The 17017-nt window shown below is 72.6% G+C and carries 17 protein-coding genes; 10 read left to right on the top strand and 7 right to left on the bottom strand.

From position 1 onward, the window contains the following. Positions 1-18 precede the first annotated feature (18 nt). Positions 19-885, top strand: a complete 867-nt coding sequence (locus tag ACWCP2_RS34860; RefSeq protein WP_450912571.1) for a PHP domain-containing protein — start codon at positions 19-21, stop codon at positions 883-885. 64 nt (positions 886-949) lie between these two features. Beyond that, positions 950-1555, top strand: a complete 606-nt coding sequence (locus ACWCP2_RS34855; RefSeq protein ID WP_450912570.1) for a MarC family protein — start codon at positions 950-952, stop codon at positions 1553-1555. A 74-nt stretch (positions 1556-1629) separates the two neighbouring features. On the opposite strand, the gene ACWCP2_RS34850 is transcribed toward ACWCP2_RS34855, so the two are convergent. The 3 genes from ACWCP2_RS34850 to ACWCP2_RS34840 all read right to left on the bottom strand — a co-directional run bounded on the left by ACWCP2_RS34850 (position 1630) and on the right by ACWCP2_RS34840 (position 4985). Then, entirely contained in the window at positions 1630-1782 is a 153-nt protein-coding gene (locus ACWCP2_RS34850; protein WP_243335969.1) for a hypothetical protein, read from the bottom strand. Between the two features lie 100 nt (positions 1783-1882). Continuing rightward, a complete protein-coding gene (locus ACWCP2_RS34845; RefSeq protein WP_450912569.1) occupies positions 1883-2788 on the bottom strand; it encodes an alpha/beta fold hydrolase in 906 nt (301 codons plus the stop codon). 106 nt (positions 2789-2894) lie between these two features. Next, on the bottom strand, positions 2895-4985 hold the full coding sequence (locus ACWCP2_RS34840; RefSeq protein WP_450912568.1) for a DEAD/DEAH box helicase: 2091 nt from the start codon (positions 4983-4985) through the stop codon (positions 2895-2897). Between the two features lie 463 nt (positions 4986-5448). Between ACWCP2_RS34840 and ACWCP2_RS34835 the strand changes: the two genes are divergently transcribed. After that, positions 5449-6207, top strand: a complete 759-nt coding sequence (locus ACWCP2_RS34835; RefSeq protein WP_450912567.1) for a ferritin-like fold-containing protein — start codon at positions 5449-5451, stop codon at positions 6205-6207. An 89-nt stretch (positions 6208-6296) separates the two neighbouring features. On the opposite strand, the gene ACWCP2_RS34830 is transcribed toward ACWCP2_RS34835, so the two are convergent. From ACWCP2_RS34830 to ACWCP2_RS34815, 4 genes are all read right to left on the bottom strand, one after another. Then, positions 6297-6599 (bottom strand): hypothetical protein, encoded by a 303-nt coding sequence (locus ACWCP2_RS34830; protein WP_450912566.1) that lies wholly within the window; start codon positions 6597-6599, stop codon positions 6297-6299. A gap of 162 nt (positions 6600-6761) precedes the next feature. Then, complete coding sequence (locus ACWCP2_RS34825; RefSeq protein WP_250741766.1) at positions 6762-6989, bottom strand: DUF3107 domain-containing protein; 228 nt, start codon at positions 6987-6989, stop codon at positions 6762-6764. Positions 6990-7163: 174 nt separating this feature from the next. Further along, a complete protein-coding gene (locus ACWCP2_RS34820) occupies positions 7164-7802 on the bottom strand; it encodes a TetR family transcriptional regulator (RefSeq protein ID WP_450912565.1) in 639 nt (212 codons plus the stop codon). Between the two features lie 146 nt (positions 7803-7948). Beyond that, positions 7949-8173: a hypothetical protein gene (locus ACWCP2_RS34815; protein ID WP_450912564.1), complete on the bottom strand. Its 225-nt coding sequence runs from the start codon at positions 8171-8173 to the stop codon at positions 7949-7951. A gap of 120 nt (positions 8174-8293) precedes the next feature. Between ACWCP2_RS34815 and ACWCP2_RS34810 the strand changes: the two genes are divergently transcribed. From ACWCP2_RS34810 to ACWCP2_RS34780, 7 genes are all read left to right on the top strand, one after another. Continuing rightward, positions 8294-9316 (top strand): alpha/beta fold hydrolase, encoded by a 1023-nt coding sequence (locus tag ACWCP2_RS34810; protein ID WP_450912563.1) that lies wholly within the window; start codon positions 8294-8296, stop codon positions 9314-9316. Positions 9317-9319: 3 nt separating this feature from the next. Next, positions 9320-11155, top strand: a complete 1836-nt coding sequence (locus ACWCP2_RS34805; RefSeq protein WP_450912562.1) for a DUF3152 domain-containing protein — start codon at positions 9320-9322, stop codon at positions 11153-11155. 46 nt (positions 11156-11201) lie between these two features. After that, a complete protein-coding gene (locus ACWCP2_RS34800; protein WP_399381295.1) occupies positions 11202-11297 on the top strand; it encodes an Ms4533A family Cys-rich leader peptide in 96 nt (31 codons plus the stop codon). A 201-nt stretch (positions 11298-11498) separates the two neighbouring features. Further along, entirely contained in the window at positions 11499-13238 is a 1740-nt protein-coding gene (locus tag ACWCP2_RS34795) for an ABC transporter substrate-binding protein (protein ID WP_450912561.1), read from the top strand. Then, positions 13235-14218, top strand: a complete 984-nt coding sequence (locus ACWCP2_RS34790) for an ABC transporter permease (RefSeq protein WP_450912560.1) — start codon at positions 13235-13237, stop codon at positions 14216-14218. Before ACWCP2_RS34795 ends, ACWCP2_RS34790 begins: the two co-directional genes overlap by 4 nt. Continuing rightward, positions 14215-15207 carry an ABC transporter permease gene (locus ACWCP2_RS34785; RefSeq protein ID WP_450912559.1) on the top strand — a complete coding sequence of 331 codons (993 nt, stop codon included), beginning with the start codon at positions 14215-14217 and terminating at the stop codon, positions 15205-15207. Before ACWCP2_RS34790 ends, ACWCP2_RS34785 begins: the two co-directional genes overlap by 4 nt. Beyond that, complete coding sequence (locus ACWCP2_RS34780; protein ID WP_450912558.1) at positions 15204-16871, top strand: dipeptide ABC transporter ATP-binding protein; 1668 nt, start codon at positions 15204-15206, stop codon at positions 16869-16871. The genes ACWCP2_RS34785 and ACWCP2_RS34780 overlap by 4 nt, the downstream gene beginning before the upstream one ends. The last annotated feature ends 146 nt before the right edge of the window (positions 16872-17017 follow it).

The raw sequence follows: 17017 nt of genomic DNA, 5'->3' as shown, positions 1-17017 counted from the left end.
GAACCCTGGAGTTCGGCTGTGCGCATCGATCTGCACGCCCACTCCACGGCCTCGGACGGTACGGACACCCCCGCCGAACTGGTGCGCAACGCCGCCGGTGCGGGGCTTGACGTGGTGGCGCTGACCGACCACGACACGGTCGCCGGATACGGCGAGGCCATCGCCGCGCTGCCCGAGGGGCTGACCCTGGTGACCGGCGCGGAGCTGAGCTGCCGTCTCGACGGCATCGGCCTGCACATGCTGGCGTACCTCTTCGACCCCGAGGAGCCCGAGCTCTTCCGTGAGCGCGAGCTCGTGCGCGACGACCGGATCCCGCGGGCGCGGACCATGGTCGGCAAGCTGCGGGACCTCGGCGTGGACATCACCTGGGAACAGGTCGCCCGGATCGCCGGTGACGGCTCCGTGGGCCGTCCGCACATCGCCGCGGCCCTCGTCGAGCTGGGCGTCGTGCCCACCGTGTCCGACGCGTTCACCCCGCACTGGCTCGCCGACGGCGGCCGCGCGTACGCGGAGAAGCACGAGCTCGATCCCTTCGACGCGATCCGCCTGGTCAAGGCGGCCGGCGGGGTCACCGTCTTCGCCCACCCCGCCGCCGTCAAGCGCGGCACCTGCGTGCCCGAGAGCGCGATAGCCGCCCTCGCGTCGGCCGGCCTCGACGGCATCGAGGTCGACCACATGGACCACGACGACGCCACCCGCGCGCGCCTGCGCGGCCTGGCCGCCGATCTCGGTCTGCTGACCACCGGTTCCAGCGACTACCACGGCAGCCGCAAGACCTGCCGCCTCGGGGAGTACACGACCGACCCCGAGATCTACGGCGAGATCACCCGCCGTGCCACCGGGGCGTTCCCGGTCCCCGGCGCGGGTGGACGCGTACGCGGCTGACCCCTGCCGCCGCCCTTCCCCTCTGCCCCTTTTGTGCGACACCCCTCTCCTGCAAGGCATCACTGTGCTCGATTTCGCCGTCTTCGGATCCCTCTTTCTCACGCTTTTTGTGATTATGGACCCCCCGGGGATCACGCCCATCTTCCTCGCGCTGACCTCCGGCCGTCCCACCAAGGTGCAGCGCCGCATGGCCTGGCAGGCCGTCTGCGTCGCCTTCGGCGTCATCGCCGTCTTCGGCATCTGCGGCCAGCAGATCCTCGACTACCTGCACGTCTCCGTGCCGGCCCTGATGATCGCGGGCGGGCTGCTGCTCCTGCTCATCGCGCTCGACCTGCTCACCGGCAAGACCGACGAGCCGAAGCAGACCAAGGACGTGAACGTCGCGCTCGTCCCGCTCGGGATGCCGCTGCTCGCCGGGCCGGGCGCGATCGTCTCGGTGATCCTGGCGGTGCAGAAGGCCGACGGGTTCACCGGTCAGTTCTCGGTGTGGGCCGCGATCGTCGCGATGCACGTCGTCCTGTGGGTGGTGATGCGCTATTCGCTCGTCATCATCCGCGTGATCAAGGACGGCGGCGTGGTCCTCGTGACGCGCCTGGCGGGCATGATGCTGTCCGCGATCGCCGTCCAGCAGATCATCAACGGCGTGCTCCAGGTGATCGAGAGCGCGTAGCGCCGAGCGCCGCGCATGCGAACGCCCCCGCACCGGATCGGTGCGGGGGCGTTCGGCGAATAGGTGGACGCCGGTCAGTTGGACACGGTCTCAGCCGGTCGGATCAGGATGCGCTGGCCTACGGCCGCGGCCTGCTGCACGATCCGGTTGACGGAGGCCGCGTCCACGACGGTGCTGTCCACGGCAGATCCGTCGACGTCGTCCAGGCGCAGAATCTCGAAGCGCATGGGGCTTCTCCCTTCGTCAGTGTTTCTCCTTGTACAGGGTTAACGAAGTGTAAGCCGCAAACATTCCCTACGCTAAGGAAATTTTTTCCTTGTCTAACTACTAACGGGTACCGGAGACGTCAGAGGCCGTCCTGCCGGACCCCTCGCAGGCCCCCCAGAACGCCGCCAGCGCGGCCGCCACGGCCGCCGGATCCTCCGCGTTCGGCGAGTGCTCCGTCCCCGGGACCACCACTCGCGCCGCGCCCAGCCGGCGCGCCATGGCGTCCATCTCCGACACCGGCCACACCGGGTCCGACTCCCCGGACAGCACCAGCGTCGCCAGCCCCGGCGCCGCCGCGGCGAGCTCGTCGATCCGGTCCGGCTCCCCGATCAGCGCCAGGCCGGTGGCCATCAGCTGCTCGGGCACGGTCCCGAGCCAGCGCGCGCGCAGGAAGGCCGCCAGGGCGGGGTCCTCGGGCGGCGCGTCGCGCGGATCCATGGCGCGCATGGCCTCCCAGATGCCGGCCATGTCGTCGCCCATCGCCTCCAGCGCCGAGATCAGCAGCTTCGTACGGCCCTGCTGGTCCGCGCAGACCGCGCCCGGGCCACTGCTCAGCAGCGTGAGGCTGGCGTACGGGGCCGCGTCGCGGACCACGGCCGCGCGGACGATCAGCCCGCCCAGCGAATGCCCCAGCAGGTGCACCGGACCGGCCGCGCCCAGCGCGGCGGTCTGCGCGAGGACGTCCTGCGCCAGTTCCGGCAGGGTGTACGGGGCCTGCGTGCGCGGGCCGCCGCTCTCGTGCTGGCCGCGGCCGTCGACGGCGACCACCCGGTGTCCGGCGGCGGCCAGCGGCCCGAGGAGGCCGATGAAGTCCTCCTTGCTGCCGGTGTAGCCGGGCACCAGCAGGGCCGTGCCGCGGACCGGCCCGGCGGGCACGGCCTCGTGCACGGCGAACTCGCCACGGGCCGTGACCAGGCGGCGCGCACGGGCTGCGGGCGGGAGCGTGAGGGTCGGCGGCTTGCTCATGGCCCGAGGTTACCGGCCCGTACGCCCGCAGGGGAGCTCCGCGCGGGTCCGGGTACGCCGATGGCCCCGGCCCCCTCGAAAGGGGACCGGGGCCATCGGAAGGGCGTTACGCCTCCGGGGTCTCCACCGCGGCGACGGCCTTGCGGGTCCGGGTGCGCTTCGGCTTGACCGGAGCCTCCTCGGCGGCCGGAGCCTCCGGGGTCTCCACCGCGGCCGCGACCTTGCGGGTGCGGGTGCGCTTCGGCTTGACCGGAGCCTCCTCCGCCACCGGAGCGGCGGCCTCGGCGACGACCTCGGCGGCCGGGGCGGCGGCCGCGACCTTGCGGGTCCGCGTGCGCTTCGGCTTGACCGGGGCCTCCTCGACCGCGACCGCGACCGCGACCGCGGCGACGGCCGGAGCGGCCGGAGCCTCGACCACGGCGGCCTCGGCGACGGCCTCCGCCACCAGGGCGGCGACCGGAGCGGCCGCTGCCTTGCGGGGAGCGCGGGCACGCGGGGCGCTGCTGCGGGGGGCGCTGCTCCGCGGGGCGCCGGTGCGGCGCTCACGGACCGGCTCGACCGGCGGGGCGATCTGGAAGTCCGGCTCCGGCTCCCTGACGAACGGGGCCAGGGGCTCCAGCTTCGCCGCGGGGGCGACGAAGGTGGCGGCCGGAGCGGCCGACCGGGTCCGGCGACGGCGCGGCTTGCGCGCCTCGTCGGCGGCCGGAGCCTCCGGAGCCTGGACCGCCGGAACCTGGACCGCCGGGGCGGCGGCGACCGGGCTGACCGGGCTGACCGGGGTGGCCTCGGCGGTCACCGGGGTCAGGAGCTCGGCGCCCTGGTCGGAGCCGCCACGGGTGCGGCGGCGCTGGCGCGGGGTACGGGCGGGACGCTCCTCGGCGGCGGCCGGGGCGGCGGCACCACGGCCGGCGTCGCGGCCGCCGTCGCGGCCACGTCCACCGTCACGGCCGGCGTCGCGACCGCTGTCACGGCCGGCGTCGCGACCGCCACGGCCACCGCGGCCGCCGGTCTCGCCCAGGTCTTCCAGGTTCTCGGCCTTCAGGCCGGCCCGCGTACGGTCGGCGCGCGGCAGGACACCCTTGGTGCCGGCCGGGATGTTCATCTGCTCGTACAGGTGCGGGGACGTGGAGTACGTCTCCACCGGGTCGTGGAAGTCCAGCTCCAGCGCCTTGTTGATCAGCTGCCAGCGCGGGATGTCGTCCCAGTCGACCAGGGTGACGGCGATGCCCTTCTTGCCCGCGCGGCCGGTGCGGCCCACGCGGTGCAGGAAGGTCTTCTCGTCCTCGGGCGTCTGGTAGTTGATGACGTGGGTGACACCCTCGACATCGATACCGCGCGCGGCGACGTCGGTGCAGACCAGCACGTCGACCTTGCCGTTGCGGAAGGCGCGCAGCGCCTGCTCGCGGGCGCCCTGGCCCAGGTCGCCGTGGACCGCGCCGGACGCGAAGCCGCGCTTCTCCAGCTGCTCGGCGATGTCGGCCGCGGTGCGCTTGGTGCGGCAGAAGATCATGGCGAGCCCGCGGCCTTCGGCCTGCAGGATGCGGGAGACGAGCTCCGGCTTGTCCATGTTGTGCGCACGGAAGACGTGCTGCGTGATGTTGGCGACGGTCGCGCCCTCACCGTCCTCGGAGACGGCGCGGATGTGCGTCGGCTGGGTCATGTACCGGCGGGCCAGTCCGATGACGGCGCCCGGCATGGTCGCCGAGAACAGCATCGTCTGACGCTTCGCGGGCAGGTACGACATGATCTTCTCGACGTCGGGCAGGAAGCCCAGGTCGAGCATCTCGTCGGCCTCGTCCAGGACGAGGGCCTTGACCTTGGAGAGGTCGAGCTTCTTCTGTCCGGCCAGGTCGAGCAGGCGGCCCGGGGTGCCGACGATGACGTCGACGCCCTTCTTGAGCGCCTCGACCTGCGGCTCGTACGCGCGGCCGCCGTATATGGCGAGGACGCGGACGTTGCGGACCTTGCCCGCGGTGAGCAGGTCGTTGGTGACCTGGGTGCAGAGCTCGCGGGTCGGAACCACCACGAGGGCCTGCGGGGCGTCGGTCAGCTGATCCGGCGTGGAACGGCCGGCCTCGACGTCCGCGGGGACGACGACGCGCTCCAGCAGGGGGAGGCCGAAACCGAGCGTCTTGCCGGTACCGGTCTTGGCCTGGCCGATGACGTCCGTGCCGGACATGGCGACGGGGAGGGTCATCTCCTGGATCGGGAAGGGGGACACAATGCCGACGGCCTCAAGGGCTTCGGCCGTCTCGGGAAAGATCCCGAGGTCTCGGAACGTAGTCAGGGTGCTGCCTCTTCTGTGAGACGCGGCGCGAGGCGGCGAGGGGGGTCGTACCGTGCCGGGCTTGCAGTACTGCAACGTACGTACAAAGCTGCGCGGGACCACGAGCCATCGCTCAGGCGCTTTATGCCGCTGAGGGGGCCCCTCGTGGGAGGCGACGTATGAACGTGCGCATCACGCCGAGGGCGGTCGGGTGGAGCCGATCGGGCCACCGACCGGGCATCCTCATTCGGATGGCCCGCCGAGTGTTCGGCAGGCGCATTACCACTGTACCCCGGAATCTCGCAGCCGTGTCGGGTGAATTCACCAGGTAGGCGCGTTTACGTGGACTGAGCAGGTGGTTCATGGTGCCTTTCGGCGAGCTATTGTGCGGTGCATGTCGACCGTTGAAAACGCATCGCCCGCCGACGAAAGCGCCCCCGCCGAGGCAGCCGGCATCGCCGCCCAGGACTGGGCCACGGCCTCCGCCTCGCCGCAGTACCGGGCCGCCGTGGTGGATCTGCTCGGGGCGCTCGCGTACGGCGAACTCGCGGCCTTCGAACGCCTCGCGGAGGACGCCAAACTCGCGCCCACCCTCGGCGACAAGGCCGAGCTCGCGAAGATGGCCTCCGCCGAGTTCCACCACTTCGAGCGCCTGCGCGACCGGCTCGGCGCGATCGACGAGGACGCCACCGCCGCGATGGAGCCCTTCGCGAAGGGCGTCGACGACTTCCACCGCCAGACCGCCCCGTCGGACTGGCTGGAGGGCCTGGTCAAGGCGTACGTGGGCGACTCCATCGCCAGCGACTTCTACCGCGAGGTGGCCACCCACCTCGACACCGACACCCGCGGGCTCGTCGTGAGCGTGCTCGACGACACCGGCCACGGCGGCTTCGCCGTCGAGAAGGTCCGCGCCGCCATCGAGGCCGACCCGCGCTGCGGCGGCCGGCTCGCGCTGTGGGCCCGCCGGCTGATGGGCGAGGCCCTCTCGCAGGCCCAGCGCGTGGTCGCCGAGCGCGACGCGCTCTCCACCATGCTGGTCGGCGGGGTGGACGGGATGGCGGCCGGCTTCGACCTGGCGGCCGTCGGCGAGATGTTCACCCGGATCACCAAGGCGCACACCAAGCGGATGGCGGCCCTGGGCCTCGCGGCCTAGGCCGGATCTTGCCGGACGTGCCACGGCCCCCGCGCGGAAGCTCCGCGCGGGGGCCGTGGCCGTGGTCCGTCATGGGTCAGCGGGGCCGTCTAGCCCCTCGTCGGAACCGAAAACGGAGTCCGGACGGACGGCCTCCCGGTCCGGCCCGCGGGCCGCAGCAGCAGTGACAGGACCACCGCCGAGACCAGTGCGCCTCCGATGAGGGTCGCGAACACGTTGTTGTGCCCGGGGCCCAGCGCGGTGTGCGTCAGATAGGCGCCGAAGAGGGCGCCGGCCACTCCGCTCACCAGGACCACCCGCGAGGAGGGCAGCCGCGGGCCGAGCACACGGACGGCCGCCCCGGCCAGGGCGAGGCCCAGCAGAGCGGAGCCGAGCGTCTCGATCAGCAGCATGGGGGTTCCTCTCGGACGGCGGGCGTACGGGGAGCGTGTCTTACACCGGTCCTACCCGAAGCGGAGGAAACGAAAACGGCCCGGCGGAGTGGTCCACCGGGCCGTTCTCGGTACTTCTGGGTGCTGCCGGGTGCTTCGGTGTGCCGCGCGGAGCCGCTGGGCTCAGAGCGCGCCGAAGCCGACCTTGCGCACGCTGGGCTCGCCCAGGTCGACGTACGACAGGCGCTCGGACGGCACCAGGACCTTGCGGCCCTTGATGTCCGTGAGGCTCAGCAGCGGCGCCGAGCCGGACAGGGCGGCGGTGACGATGCTCTCCAGCTCCTCGGCACTCAGGTCGCTCTCGAGCACGATCTCCCGGGGTGCGTGCTGCACGCCGATCTTGACCTCCACGGCCTTGTCCCTCCGACGGTCCGGTTCGCGCGATCAGCCGCGCCGTTACCCGGTCCACATTAGCCCGGAGAGGGGACCTGTCCGCCGCGCGGCGAAAACGCTCGCAGCGAACAGCCGCCGGTCAGCCCGGTGGGGCACCGCGGCGGCCGGCCCGGAAAGCCGGGCCGGCGCGGCTCAGACGTCCGTCGGGTGCAGCGGGAAGCCGGCGATTCCGCGCCAGGCCAGCGAGGTCAGCAGCCCCACCGCGGTGTCACGGGCGACCGGGCTCTCGCTCGACAGCCAGTACCGGGCCACGACCTGGGAGACCCCGCCCAGGCCCACGGCCAGCAGCATCGACTCGTCCTTCGACAGGCCGGTGTCCTCGGCGATGACCTCCGAGATGGCCTCCGCGCACTGCAGCGAGACGCGGTCGACGCGCTCGCGCACCGCCGGCTCGTTCGTCAGGTCCGACTCGAAGACGAGCCGGAAGGCCCCGCCCTCGTCCTCGACGTACGCGAAGTAGGCGTCCATCGTCGCGGCGACGCGCGCCTTGTTGTCGTTCGTCGACGCGAGCGCGGTGCGCACGGCGAGCAGCAGGGCCTCGCAGTGCTGGTCCAGGAGCGCCAGGTAGAGGTCGAGCTTGCCGGGGAAGTGCTGGTAGAGCACCGGCTTGCTGACTCCGGCACGCTCCGCGATGTCGTCCATGGCCGCCGCGTGATAACCCTGCGCGACGAAGACCTCCTGGGCGGCGCCCAGGAGCTGGTTGCGCCGGGCCCGGCGCGGAAGTCGCGTGCCCCGCGGACGCGCTGCCTCGGTCTGCTCGATGGCTGTCACGCCGCCTCCCACTTTCTCTAGAACACAGTGCGCCTTGCGTCGCGCGGCCATCGTACTTTTCGGTAACCGAATCTGGAGGGTTCAAGCCGAGTTTTCTCGCGGTGCGGACCGCCGGTTACCCGCCGGAGATGCTGGTCAGCGCTGGCTCAGCGGTAGTCGTCCTCGTCCAGGGGCACCACCCGGGTCTGCTCGGCCGCGTCCCCGTCGGAGGCTTCGCGCTGGCCCACGGGGGTGAGGGGATCGTCCTCGGTCGGATTCAGCTCGGTGTTCTGCTCCGCCGCATCCGCCTCGGGGGCTTCCGCGTCGAGCCCGCCGGCGGTCTTGCGCAGCTCCGACTGGAAGGTGTCCGGTTCCGCAGGGTCGACAGTCATGGAGCACCCCTTTCCACTTACGAGCCTAGGAGGATCGCGCATACCCCGCTAGGCGGTTCGGCAAGCATCTGTGACGGCGAACACAAGAGGAGCCGCGTGATCGTCTCGTAACATTGCCCCATGTCTTCGACCGAGCTGCCGGGTGTACGGTCCGCCGACCCGTCGTCTTCCGGCCAGTCCTCCCAGGTGGGAGCCGCGCGACTGGCCGAAGGGGAGCAGCTGCGCACCGACCGGCTGCCCGGGCTGGAACTGAACGTACGGGTACGCCCCGCGCTGCGCGCCGGTCTGCCGGCCGCGCTGTTCGTCCACGGGCTCGGCGGGTCCTCGCAGAACTGGTCCGCGCTCATGGGGGAGCTGGCCGATTCCGTCGACGGCGAGGCCCTGGACCTGCCCGGTTTCGGCTGGTCCCCGCCGCCCGCCGACCGGGACTACTCCGTCACCGGGCTCGCGCGCGCCGTCATCCGTCACCTCGACGCCGCCGGACGCGGCCCGGTGCACCTGTTCGGGAACTCCCTCGGCGGGGCCGTCTCCACCCGGGTCGCGGCCGTCCGGCCCGACCTGGTGCGCACGTTGACGCTGGTCTCTCCGGCCCTGCCCGAACTGCGCGTGCAGAAGTCGGCCGTGCCGACCGCGCTGCTCGCGCTCCCCGGCATGGCCGGTTTCCTCGGCCGGCTCACCCGGGGCCTGAACGCCGAACAGCGCACCCGGGGGCTGACGGACCTCCTGTACGGAGACCCCTCCCGGGTGAAGCCCGAGGTGTTCGAGGCGGCGGTCGAGGAAATGGAACGGCGGCTCGCCCTGCCGTACTTCTGGGACGCGCTGAGCCGTTCCTCGCGCGGCATCGTCGACGCGTACACCCTCGGCGGGCAGCACGGGCTGTGGCGTCAGGCGCAGCGGGTACTCGCTCCGACGCTCCTGGTCTACGGTGGCCGGGACCAACTCGTCTCGTACCGTATGGCGCGCAAGGCCGCCGCGGCCTTCCCGGGTTCGCGGCTGCTGTGCCTGCCGGAGGCGGGACACGTGGCGATGATGGAGTACCCCGACGTGGTCGCGGCCGGCTTCCTGGAGCTGCTGGAGGCCACCACCGTGCACACCGCGCAGACCGTGCACACCGTGAACACCGACGAGGACGGCAAGGGCTGAGACGTGGGACGACATAGTCGCAAGGAGCCCGGCCGGGCTCCCGGCCCCGGCTCAGACCATCCGCAGCCGGCCGAGCAGGCCGGCGTCCGGGCCGCGGCCCCGGCCCCGGCCGGATGGGCCGAACCGGCCGCCGCCCCCCGCGGGCAGGCGGCCCCGCCGCGCCGCGAGCCGGTGTCCGGCGCGCGCGGCGGCCATCCCGAACAGCGCGAGCCCGGCGGAGCCTGGGGCGCGACCGCCGGCACCGCGGCGACCTACGGCGACTGGCGCGGCGTCCCGCGCACCCGCCCGGCAACCCCGGACCACGGCACGCCGGTCTACGAAACCCCGGGCCGCGGCACGCCGGCTTACGAGACCCCGGGTCGCGGCACGCCGGCTTACGAGACCCCAGGCCGCGGGATCCCGGCCTACGAAACGCCGGGCCATGGCATCCCGGCCTACGAGACCCCGGGCCGCGGCATCCCGGCCTACGAGACCCCGGGCCGCGGCATCCCGGCCTACGAAACTCCGGGCCGCGGCACGCCGGTCCACGAAACTCCGGGTCACGGGATCCCGGCCTACGGCACCCCGGGGCGCGGCACCCCGCTCCACGACACCTCGGGCCGAGGCATCCCGGTCCACCAAGCCGCGGTCCACCAAGCCGCGGGCCGCCAGGCCCCGGTCCACGACACCCCGGCCTTCGGTACCCCCGCGGTCGGCTTCCCGCAGGTCGTCATCGACTCGCCGATGACCACGACGGGTTCGCACCGCCGGATCCCGGTCCACGAGGACCTCTTCGCATCGACGGGCTCCTTGCAGGCGGTCCCGGTCCATGAGGACCTCTTCGCATCGACGGGCTCCTTGCAGGCGGTCCCGGTCCGCGAGGACCTCTTCGCCACGACGGGCTCCTTCCCCGCGGCCCCGGCCGCCGAGGGCCCCCTCACCTCCACCGGTCCGCACCAGCGGATCCCCGCTCCGCGCACGCCCGTCGCCACCCCCGCCGACGTGGCGCAGCAGCCGCCGCCCGCATCCGGGCGCGGCGGCAAGGGCCGTACGTACGCGGGGATGGCCGCCGCGGCCGTCACCGTCGCGCTCGCCGTCATCGTCGCGGGCCAGGCGGCCTCCGACGGCGACAGCGGCAAGAACAGCGTGCGCGCCTCCGACGACGGCAACAGCCACACCGCCCAGGGCAACTCCGCCGCCTCCCGCTCCGACGACCGGCCCACCCCGGACGCCTCGGCGCTCCAGGCCGTGCCGGAGCTCTCGTACGACCAGAAGATGGCGCAGCAGTTCCCCATCGACGCGAAGCTGAAGGGCCCCGGCGCCTTCGACACCGTGCCCGGTGTGGCGAAGGCGCCGGGCAAGGGGAAGCTGGTCCGCTACCGCGTCGACGTGGAGCAGGGACTCGGCCTCGACGCGCAGTTGTTCGCCGAGGCCGTGCACCGCACGCTGAACGACGACCGGAGCTGGGGCCACGGCGGTACGAAGACCTTCGAGCGGGTCCCGGGCGGCGAGGCGGACTTCGTGATCACCCTCGCGAGCCCCGGGACCACCGGGGTCTGGTGCAAGAAGTCCGGACTCGACACCACCATCGACAACGTGTCCTGCGACTCCGCGTCGACCGACCGCGTGATGATCAACGCGTTTCGCTGGGCGCAGGGTTCGGTGACCTTCGGCGCGGACCAGATGTTCGCCTACCGCCAGATGCTGATCAACCACGAGGTCGGCCACCGGCTCGGCCACGGCCACGTGAGCTGCCAGACGCCGGGCGCACTCGCCCCGATCATGCAGCAGCAGACGAAGTCCCTGGACATCAACGGCGTCCATTGCCAACCCAACCCCTGGGTGTATCCCGGGAGTTGACGAACTGCTTTGACAAATTGTTCGATGGTCGGTCATTGTTCTCCGCATGTCGCACATCCACACCACCGCCGCGAGCGCCGCCATTGAGCTGGCGCTGCTTGGTGTGACCGCGCACAGCGTGGCCGACATCCTCTGTCGCTGACGCCTCCCTGAGCGCGCGACGTCCTTTCACCGATCGTTCTCCCGATCGTTCCGCCGCGCCCGGGGCTTCCAGCCCGCAGGTGCGGCTCCTCGTGTTCCCCCGTCCCCGCCGTCGGCACGCCGCCGACCGCTCCGACGTGGACCGCTGCCCCTCGCGTGGCCTTTTCCGCATCTCCCTTCACGCCGAGAGGTCCCTCTTCCCATGGCCCGTCAGTCCCTCATATCGCGCCGCGTGGCCGCGGTCGCCGTCAGCGTCGTTCTGGCCGGGGGCGCCGCCGCCTGCGGGCCCAAGGACGGCGCGGACAAGGCGTCCGCCGCTGACAAGCCGGGCGCCGCCGGGGCCGCCCCGCAGAAGGGCGGCACCCTGACCGTCCTCAACAACGAGCCGCAGACCGACTTCGACCCGGCCCGCCTGTACACCTCCGGCGGCGGCAACGTCCCCTCGCTCGTCTTCCGCACGCTCACCACCCGCAACCGCGAGGGGGGCCCGGCCGGCGCCAAGGTGGTGCCCGACCTGGCCACCGATCTCGGCAAGCCCAACGCCGATGCCACGGAGTGGACGTACACCCTCAAGGACGGGCTGAAGTACGAGGACGGCTCGCCCATCACCAGCGCCGACATCAAGTACGGCATCGAGCGGTCCTTCGCCGCCGAACTGTCGGGCGGAGCCCCGTACCTGCGCGACTGGCTGGTCGGCGGGGACACCTACGAGGGCCCGTACAAGGACGGCGGCAAGGGGCTCGACTCGATCACCGTGCCCGACGCGAAGACGATCGTCTTCAAGCTCCGCAAGCCCGAGGGGGAGTTCCCCTTCCTCGCCACGCAGACGCAGTTCGCGCCCGTGCCCAAGGCCAAGGACACCGGGGTCAATTACGAGGAGCACCCGGTCTCCTCCGGCCCGTACAAGGTCGTCAAGAACGAGAACGACGGCGAGCACCTCACCCTGGAGCGCAACGAGAACTGGGACGAGAAGACCGACGAGGAGCGCAAGGCCTACCCGGACAAGATCGACGTCCGCTCCGGGCTCGACGCGGCGGTCATCAACCAGCGCCTGTCCACCAGCTCCGGCGCCGACGCGGCCGCCGTCACCACGGACACCAACCTCGGGCCGGCGGAACTGGCCCAGATCGGTGGGGACAAGCAGCTGAACGCGCGGGTCGGCACCGGGCACTTCGGCTACGTCAACTACCTCGCCTTCAACCCGAAGATCGCCCCCTTCGACAACCCGAAGGTCCGCCAGGCGATCTCCTACGCGATCAACCGCACCAGCGTGATCAACGCAGCCGGCGGCTCCGCGCTCGCCGAGCCCGCGACCACCTTCCTGCCCGAGCAGGAGGCCTTCGGCTTCACCCCGTACGACCACTTCCCGGCCGGCAGGACCGGAGACCCGGCCAAGGCCAAGGCACTGCTGGCCGAGGCGGGCTACAAGGACGGGCTGACCATCACGCTCACCCACTCCAACGCCCAGAACCGGCAGACCAGCCCCGAGGTCGCCACCGCCGTGCAGCAGGGCCTCGCCGCCGCCGGGATCACCGTCAAGCTGGAGGGGCTGGAGAACAACGCCTTCAACGAGAAGCGCTGGGACGCCAAGAACACCCCCGGCTTCTTCCTCTCCCGCTGGGGCGCCGACTGGCCCTCCGGCGCACCCTTCCTCGCGCCGATCTACGACGGCCGGCAGATCGTCACCAACGGATCCAACTACAACCACGCCCAGCTCAACGACCCGGCGATCAACGCCGAGATCGACGAGATCGCCAAGCTGACCGACCTCGCGGCGGCCGGCAAGCGCTGGGGCGCCCTCGACAAGAAGATCGGTGAGCAGGCCCTCGACGTCCCGCTCTTCCACCCGGTCTACAAGCGGCTCGTCGGCAAGGACGTCAAGAACGTCGTCATCAGCGACTGGACCGGCGTCCTCGACATCTCGCAGGTCTCGGTCAAGTGACCCTCCTCGCCCAGCAGCCGGCGCCCGGGACCGGGGTCACCACCCCGGGCCCGGGCGCCGGGCGGCAGCTCCGGCGGCGGCTCCTCGCCCGGCCCTCGGCCGTGGCGGCGGCCGCCGTCCTCGCGCTCCTCGTCCTGCTCGCCCTCGCCGCCCCGCTGTTCGCCCACCTCACCGGCCAGGACCCGAACGCCTACCACGACGAGCTCGTCGACTCCGCGCGCGGGGGCGTCCCGCTCGGCTCCTTCGGCGGGATCTCCGGCGAGCACTGGCTCGGCGTCGAACCGGGCACCGGCCGCGACCTGTTCACCCGGCTGCTCTACGGAGCCCGGATCTCCCTGCTCGTCGCGCTCGGCGCCACGGCCGTCCAGGTCCTCGTCGGCGTGGTCGTCGGACTCGCCGCCGCCCTCGGCGGCCGGTTCGCGGGGCAGGTCGTCAGCCGGGTCACCGACGTGATGATCGCCCTGCCCATGCTGGTGATCGCCATCGCCCTCACCGCCGTCGTCCCGGCCGGGTTCCCGCGGCCGCTGCTGCTGATCCTCGTCATCGGACTGCTCGACTGGGGCGGCCTGGCCCGGATGGTGCGCGCCCAGACCCTCTCCCTCAAGGAGCTGGACTTCGTGGACGCCGCCCGGCTCTCGGGCAGCGGCACCCTGCGGATCGCCCGCCGGGAACTGCTGCCCTCGCTGGCGGCGCCCGTCATCACCCTCGCCGCGATCAAGGTGCCCACCGCCATGGTGGCCGAGGCCTCGCTGTCCTTCCTCGGGGTCGGCGTGAAACCGCCCACCCCCTCGTGGGGGCAGATGCTCTCCAGCGCCCAGACCTGGTTCCGCGCCGACCCCACCTACGTCCTGCTCCCCGCCGGGCTGCTCTTCGTCACCGTGTTCGCCTTCACGGTCCTCGGCGACGCCGTCCGTACGGCCCTCGACCCGCGTGAGGACTCGCGGCTGCGGGTCGGCACCAGAAAGGAGCGCACGGCGTGATCCGCTTCGTACTCAAACGGGCCGGCGGCGCACTGATCGTGCTGCTCACCCTGTCCGTCGTGATCTACGCCCTCTTCTACCTGGTCCCCGGCGACGCCGCCCGCCTCGCCTGCGGGGAGCGCTGCAACCCGGCGCAGATCGCCCAGGTGCGCGAACAGCTCGGGCTGAACGAGTCGGTGGTCACGCAGTACCTGCACTTCCTCCAGGGGCTGCTGGCCGGCCGGGACTCCTCCGGCGGCGCCGGGATCGTCGTGCACTGCGACGCGCCCTGCCTCGGATTCTCGTACCAGAACGACCAGCAGGTCACCGAGCTGCTCCTGCAGCGGCTCCCCGCGACCCTGTCGCTGGCGCTGGGCGCGCTCGTGATCTGGCTCGTGATCGGCGTCGGCACCGGACTGCTGTCCGCGCTGCGCCGCGGCGGCCTCACCGAGCGGGCCCTGACCGTGGTCACCCTCGCCGCCACCGGCACCCCCGTCTTCATCCTCGGGCTGCTGCTGCTCATGGCCGTCTGCGCCTACCTCCAGTGGCTGCCCTTCCCGACCTACGTACCCCTCGGGGAGGATCCCGAGCAGTGGGCGTGGAACATGCTGCTGCCCTGGGTGACCCTCGGCTTCTTCGAAAGCGCCAAGTACGCCCGGCTGAGCCGCAGTTCCACCCTGGAGACGCTCGCCGAGGACCACATCCGCACCTTCCGCGCCTACGGGGTCGGGGAGCGGGCCATCGTCACCCGGCACGCCGTGCGCGGGGCGGTGGCCCCGGTGATCGCGCTCAGCGCCGTGGACTTCGGCACGATGATCGGCGGCGCCGTGCTGACCGAGTCGCTGTTCGGCATCCCCGGACTCGGCAAGACCCTCATCGACGGCGTACGCGTGGTGGACCTGCCCGTGGTGGTGGGCGTGGTGCTCGCCATCGGCGCGGCCGTCGTGCTCGCGGGCGTCGTCGCCGACGTGCTGTACGCCGTCGCGGACCGAAGGGTGGTTCTGTCATGACGCACACCCCGCTGGTGGACGTCACCGGCCTCACCGTCGAGTTCCCCGTCGGCCGGCCCGGGGAGTACGTACGGGCCGTGGACGGGGTGTCCTTCACCCTGGAGCCCGGCCGGGCCCTGGGCATCGTGGGGGAGTCCGGAAGCGGCAAGTCCACCGTCGCCACGGCCCTGCTCGGCCTGCACCACGGAACCGGCGCACGGCTCGGCGGCACCGTCCGGGTCGGCGGCGCCGACGTGGGCACGGCCACCCCGGCCGGGCTCCGGGAGCTGCGCGGGGCCGTCGCCGCGATGGTCTTCCAGGACCCGCTGAGCTCCCTCGACCCGTACTACGCCATCGGCGACCAGATCGCCGAGGTGTACCGGGTGCACGCCCCCGTGACGCGGCGCGCGGCCCGGGCCCGCGCGGTGGAGGTGCTGGACCGGGTCGGCATACCCGACGCGGTCCGCCGCTCCCGGGCGCGGCCGCACGAGTTCAGCGGGGGCATGCGCCAGCGGGCCCTGATCGCCATGGCGCTGGCCTGCGAGCCGAAGCTGCTGATCGCGGACGAGCCGACCACGGCCCTGGACGTCACCGTCCAGGCGCAGATCCTCGACCTGCTGCACGGACTGCGCGAGGAGCGGGGGCTCGGGCTGCTGCTCGTCACCCACGACGTGGGCGTGGCGGCGGAGAACGTGGACGCGGTGCTGGTGATGCGGGACGGGGCGGTGGTGGAGCGCGGCCCGGTCGCCTCCGTGCTGTCGGCCCCGGCCGATCCGTACACCGCGGCCCTGCTGGCGGCGGTGCCGCGGCTCGACGCGGCGCGGGTCCCCCGGCCGAGGGGGGAGGCGGCCCCGGCCGGGCCGGACGCGACGCCCGTCGTCGAGGCCTTCTCCCTGCGCAAGGAGTTCGGGCGCGGCAAGCGCCGGGTGGCGGCCGTGGGCGGGGTCTCGCTGTCCGTGCGGGCCGGGGAGACCCTCGGGATCGTCGGGGAGAGCGGCAGCGGCAAGAGCACCCTCGGGCGGATGCTCGTCGGGCTGCTGGAGCCCGGCTCCGGGCAGGTCCGGCGCGACGGGGCCGAGAGCGCCGGGGTGGTTCCCGGGGTGCAGATGGTGTTCCAGGACCCGGTGTCCTCCCTCAACCCGCGCCGCTCCATCGGCGAGTCCATCGCGGACCCGCTGCGCGCCGCGGGGGAGCGGGACCCGTCGGCCATCCGGGCCCGGGTCGGCGAACTGCTGGTCCGGGTGGGGCTGGAGGAGGCGCACTACGACCGGTACCCGCACGAGTTCAGCGGAGGTCAGCGCCAGCGCGTCGGCATCGCCCGGGCCCTCGCGCCCCGGCCCCGGCTGATCGTCTGCGACGAGCCCGTCTCGGCCCTCGACGTGACCACGCAGGCGCAGGTCACCGCCCTGCTGGCCGAGCTCCAGCGGGAACTGGGCATCGCGCTGGTGTTCATCGCGCACGACCTCGCGGTGGTGCGTCAGGTGAGCGACCGGGTCGCGGTCATGCGCGGCGGGGTGATCGTGGAGGAGGGCCCCGTCGACGAGGTCTACGACCGGCCGGCGCACGCCTACACCCGGGAACTGCTGGCCGCCGTCCCGTCCCTCGACCCGGCCCTGGCCGCCGCCCGCCGGCTCGGCCGCAGCCGTTCCGGGGAGGCGGGGGGAGTGCTCGCGCGGTCCTCGTAGAACGGGTCCCCAGTAGTTCTTAGCGTGCTCGAACGCGAACCGTACGGGAAAGTTACGACTCTTCACCCCTTCCGGTGGCGCGACGGACAACCGTCCGTCGCCAGGTCCAGATCGCCCCACAGGTCGTCCACGTCCACCAGCCCCAC

The sequence above is a fragment of the Streptomyces sp. NPDC002104 genome (assembly GCF_053593795.1).
Note: the sequence above shows the minus strand (reverse complement) of the source record. Positions and strands in the feature narration are given on the sequence as shown.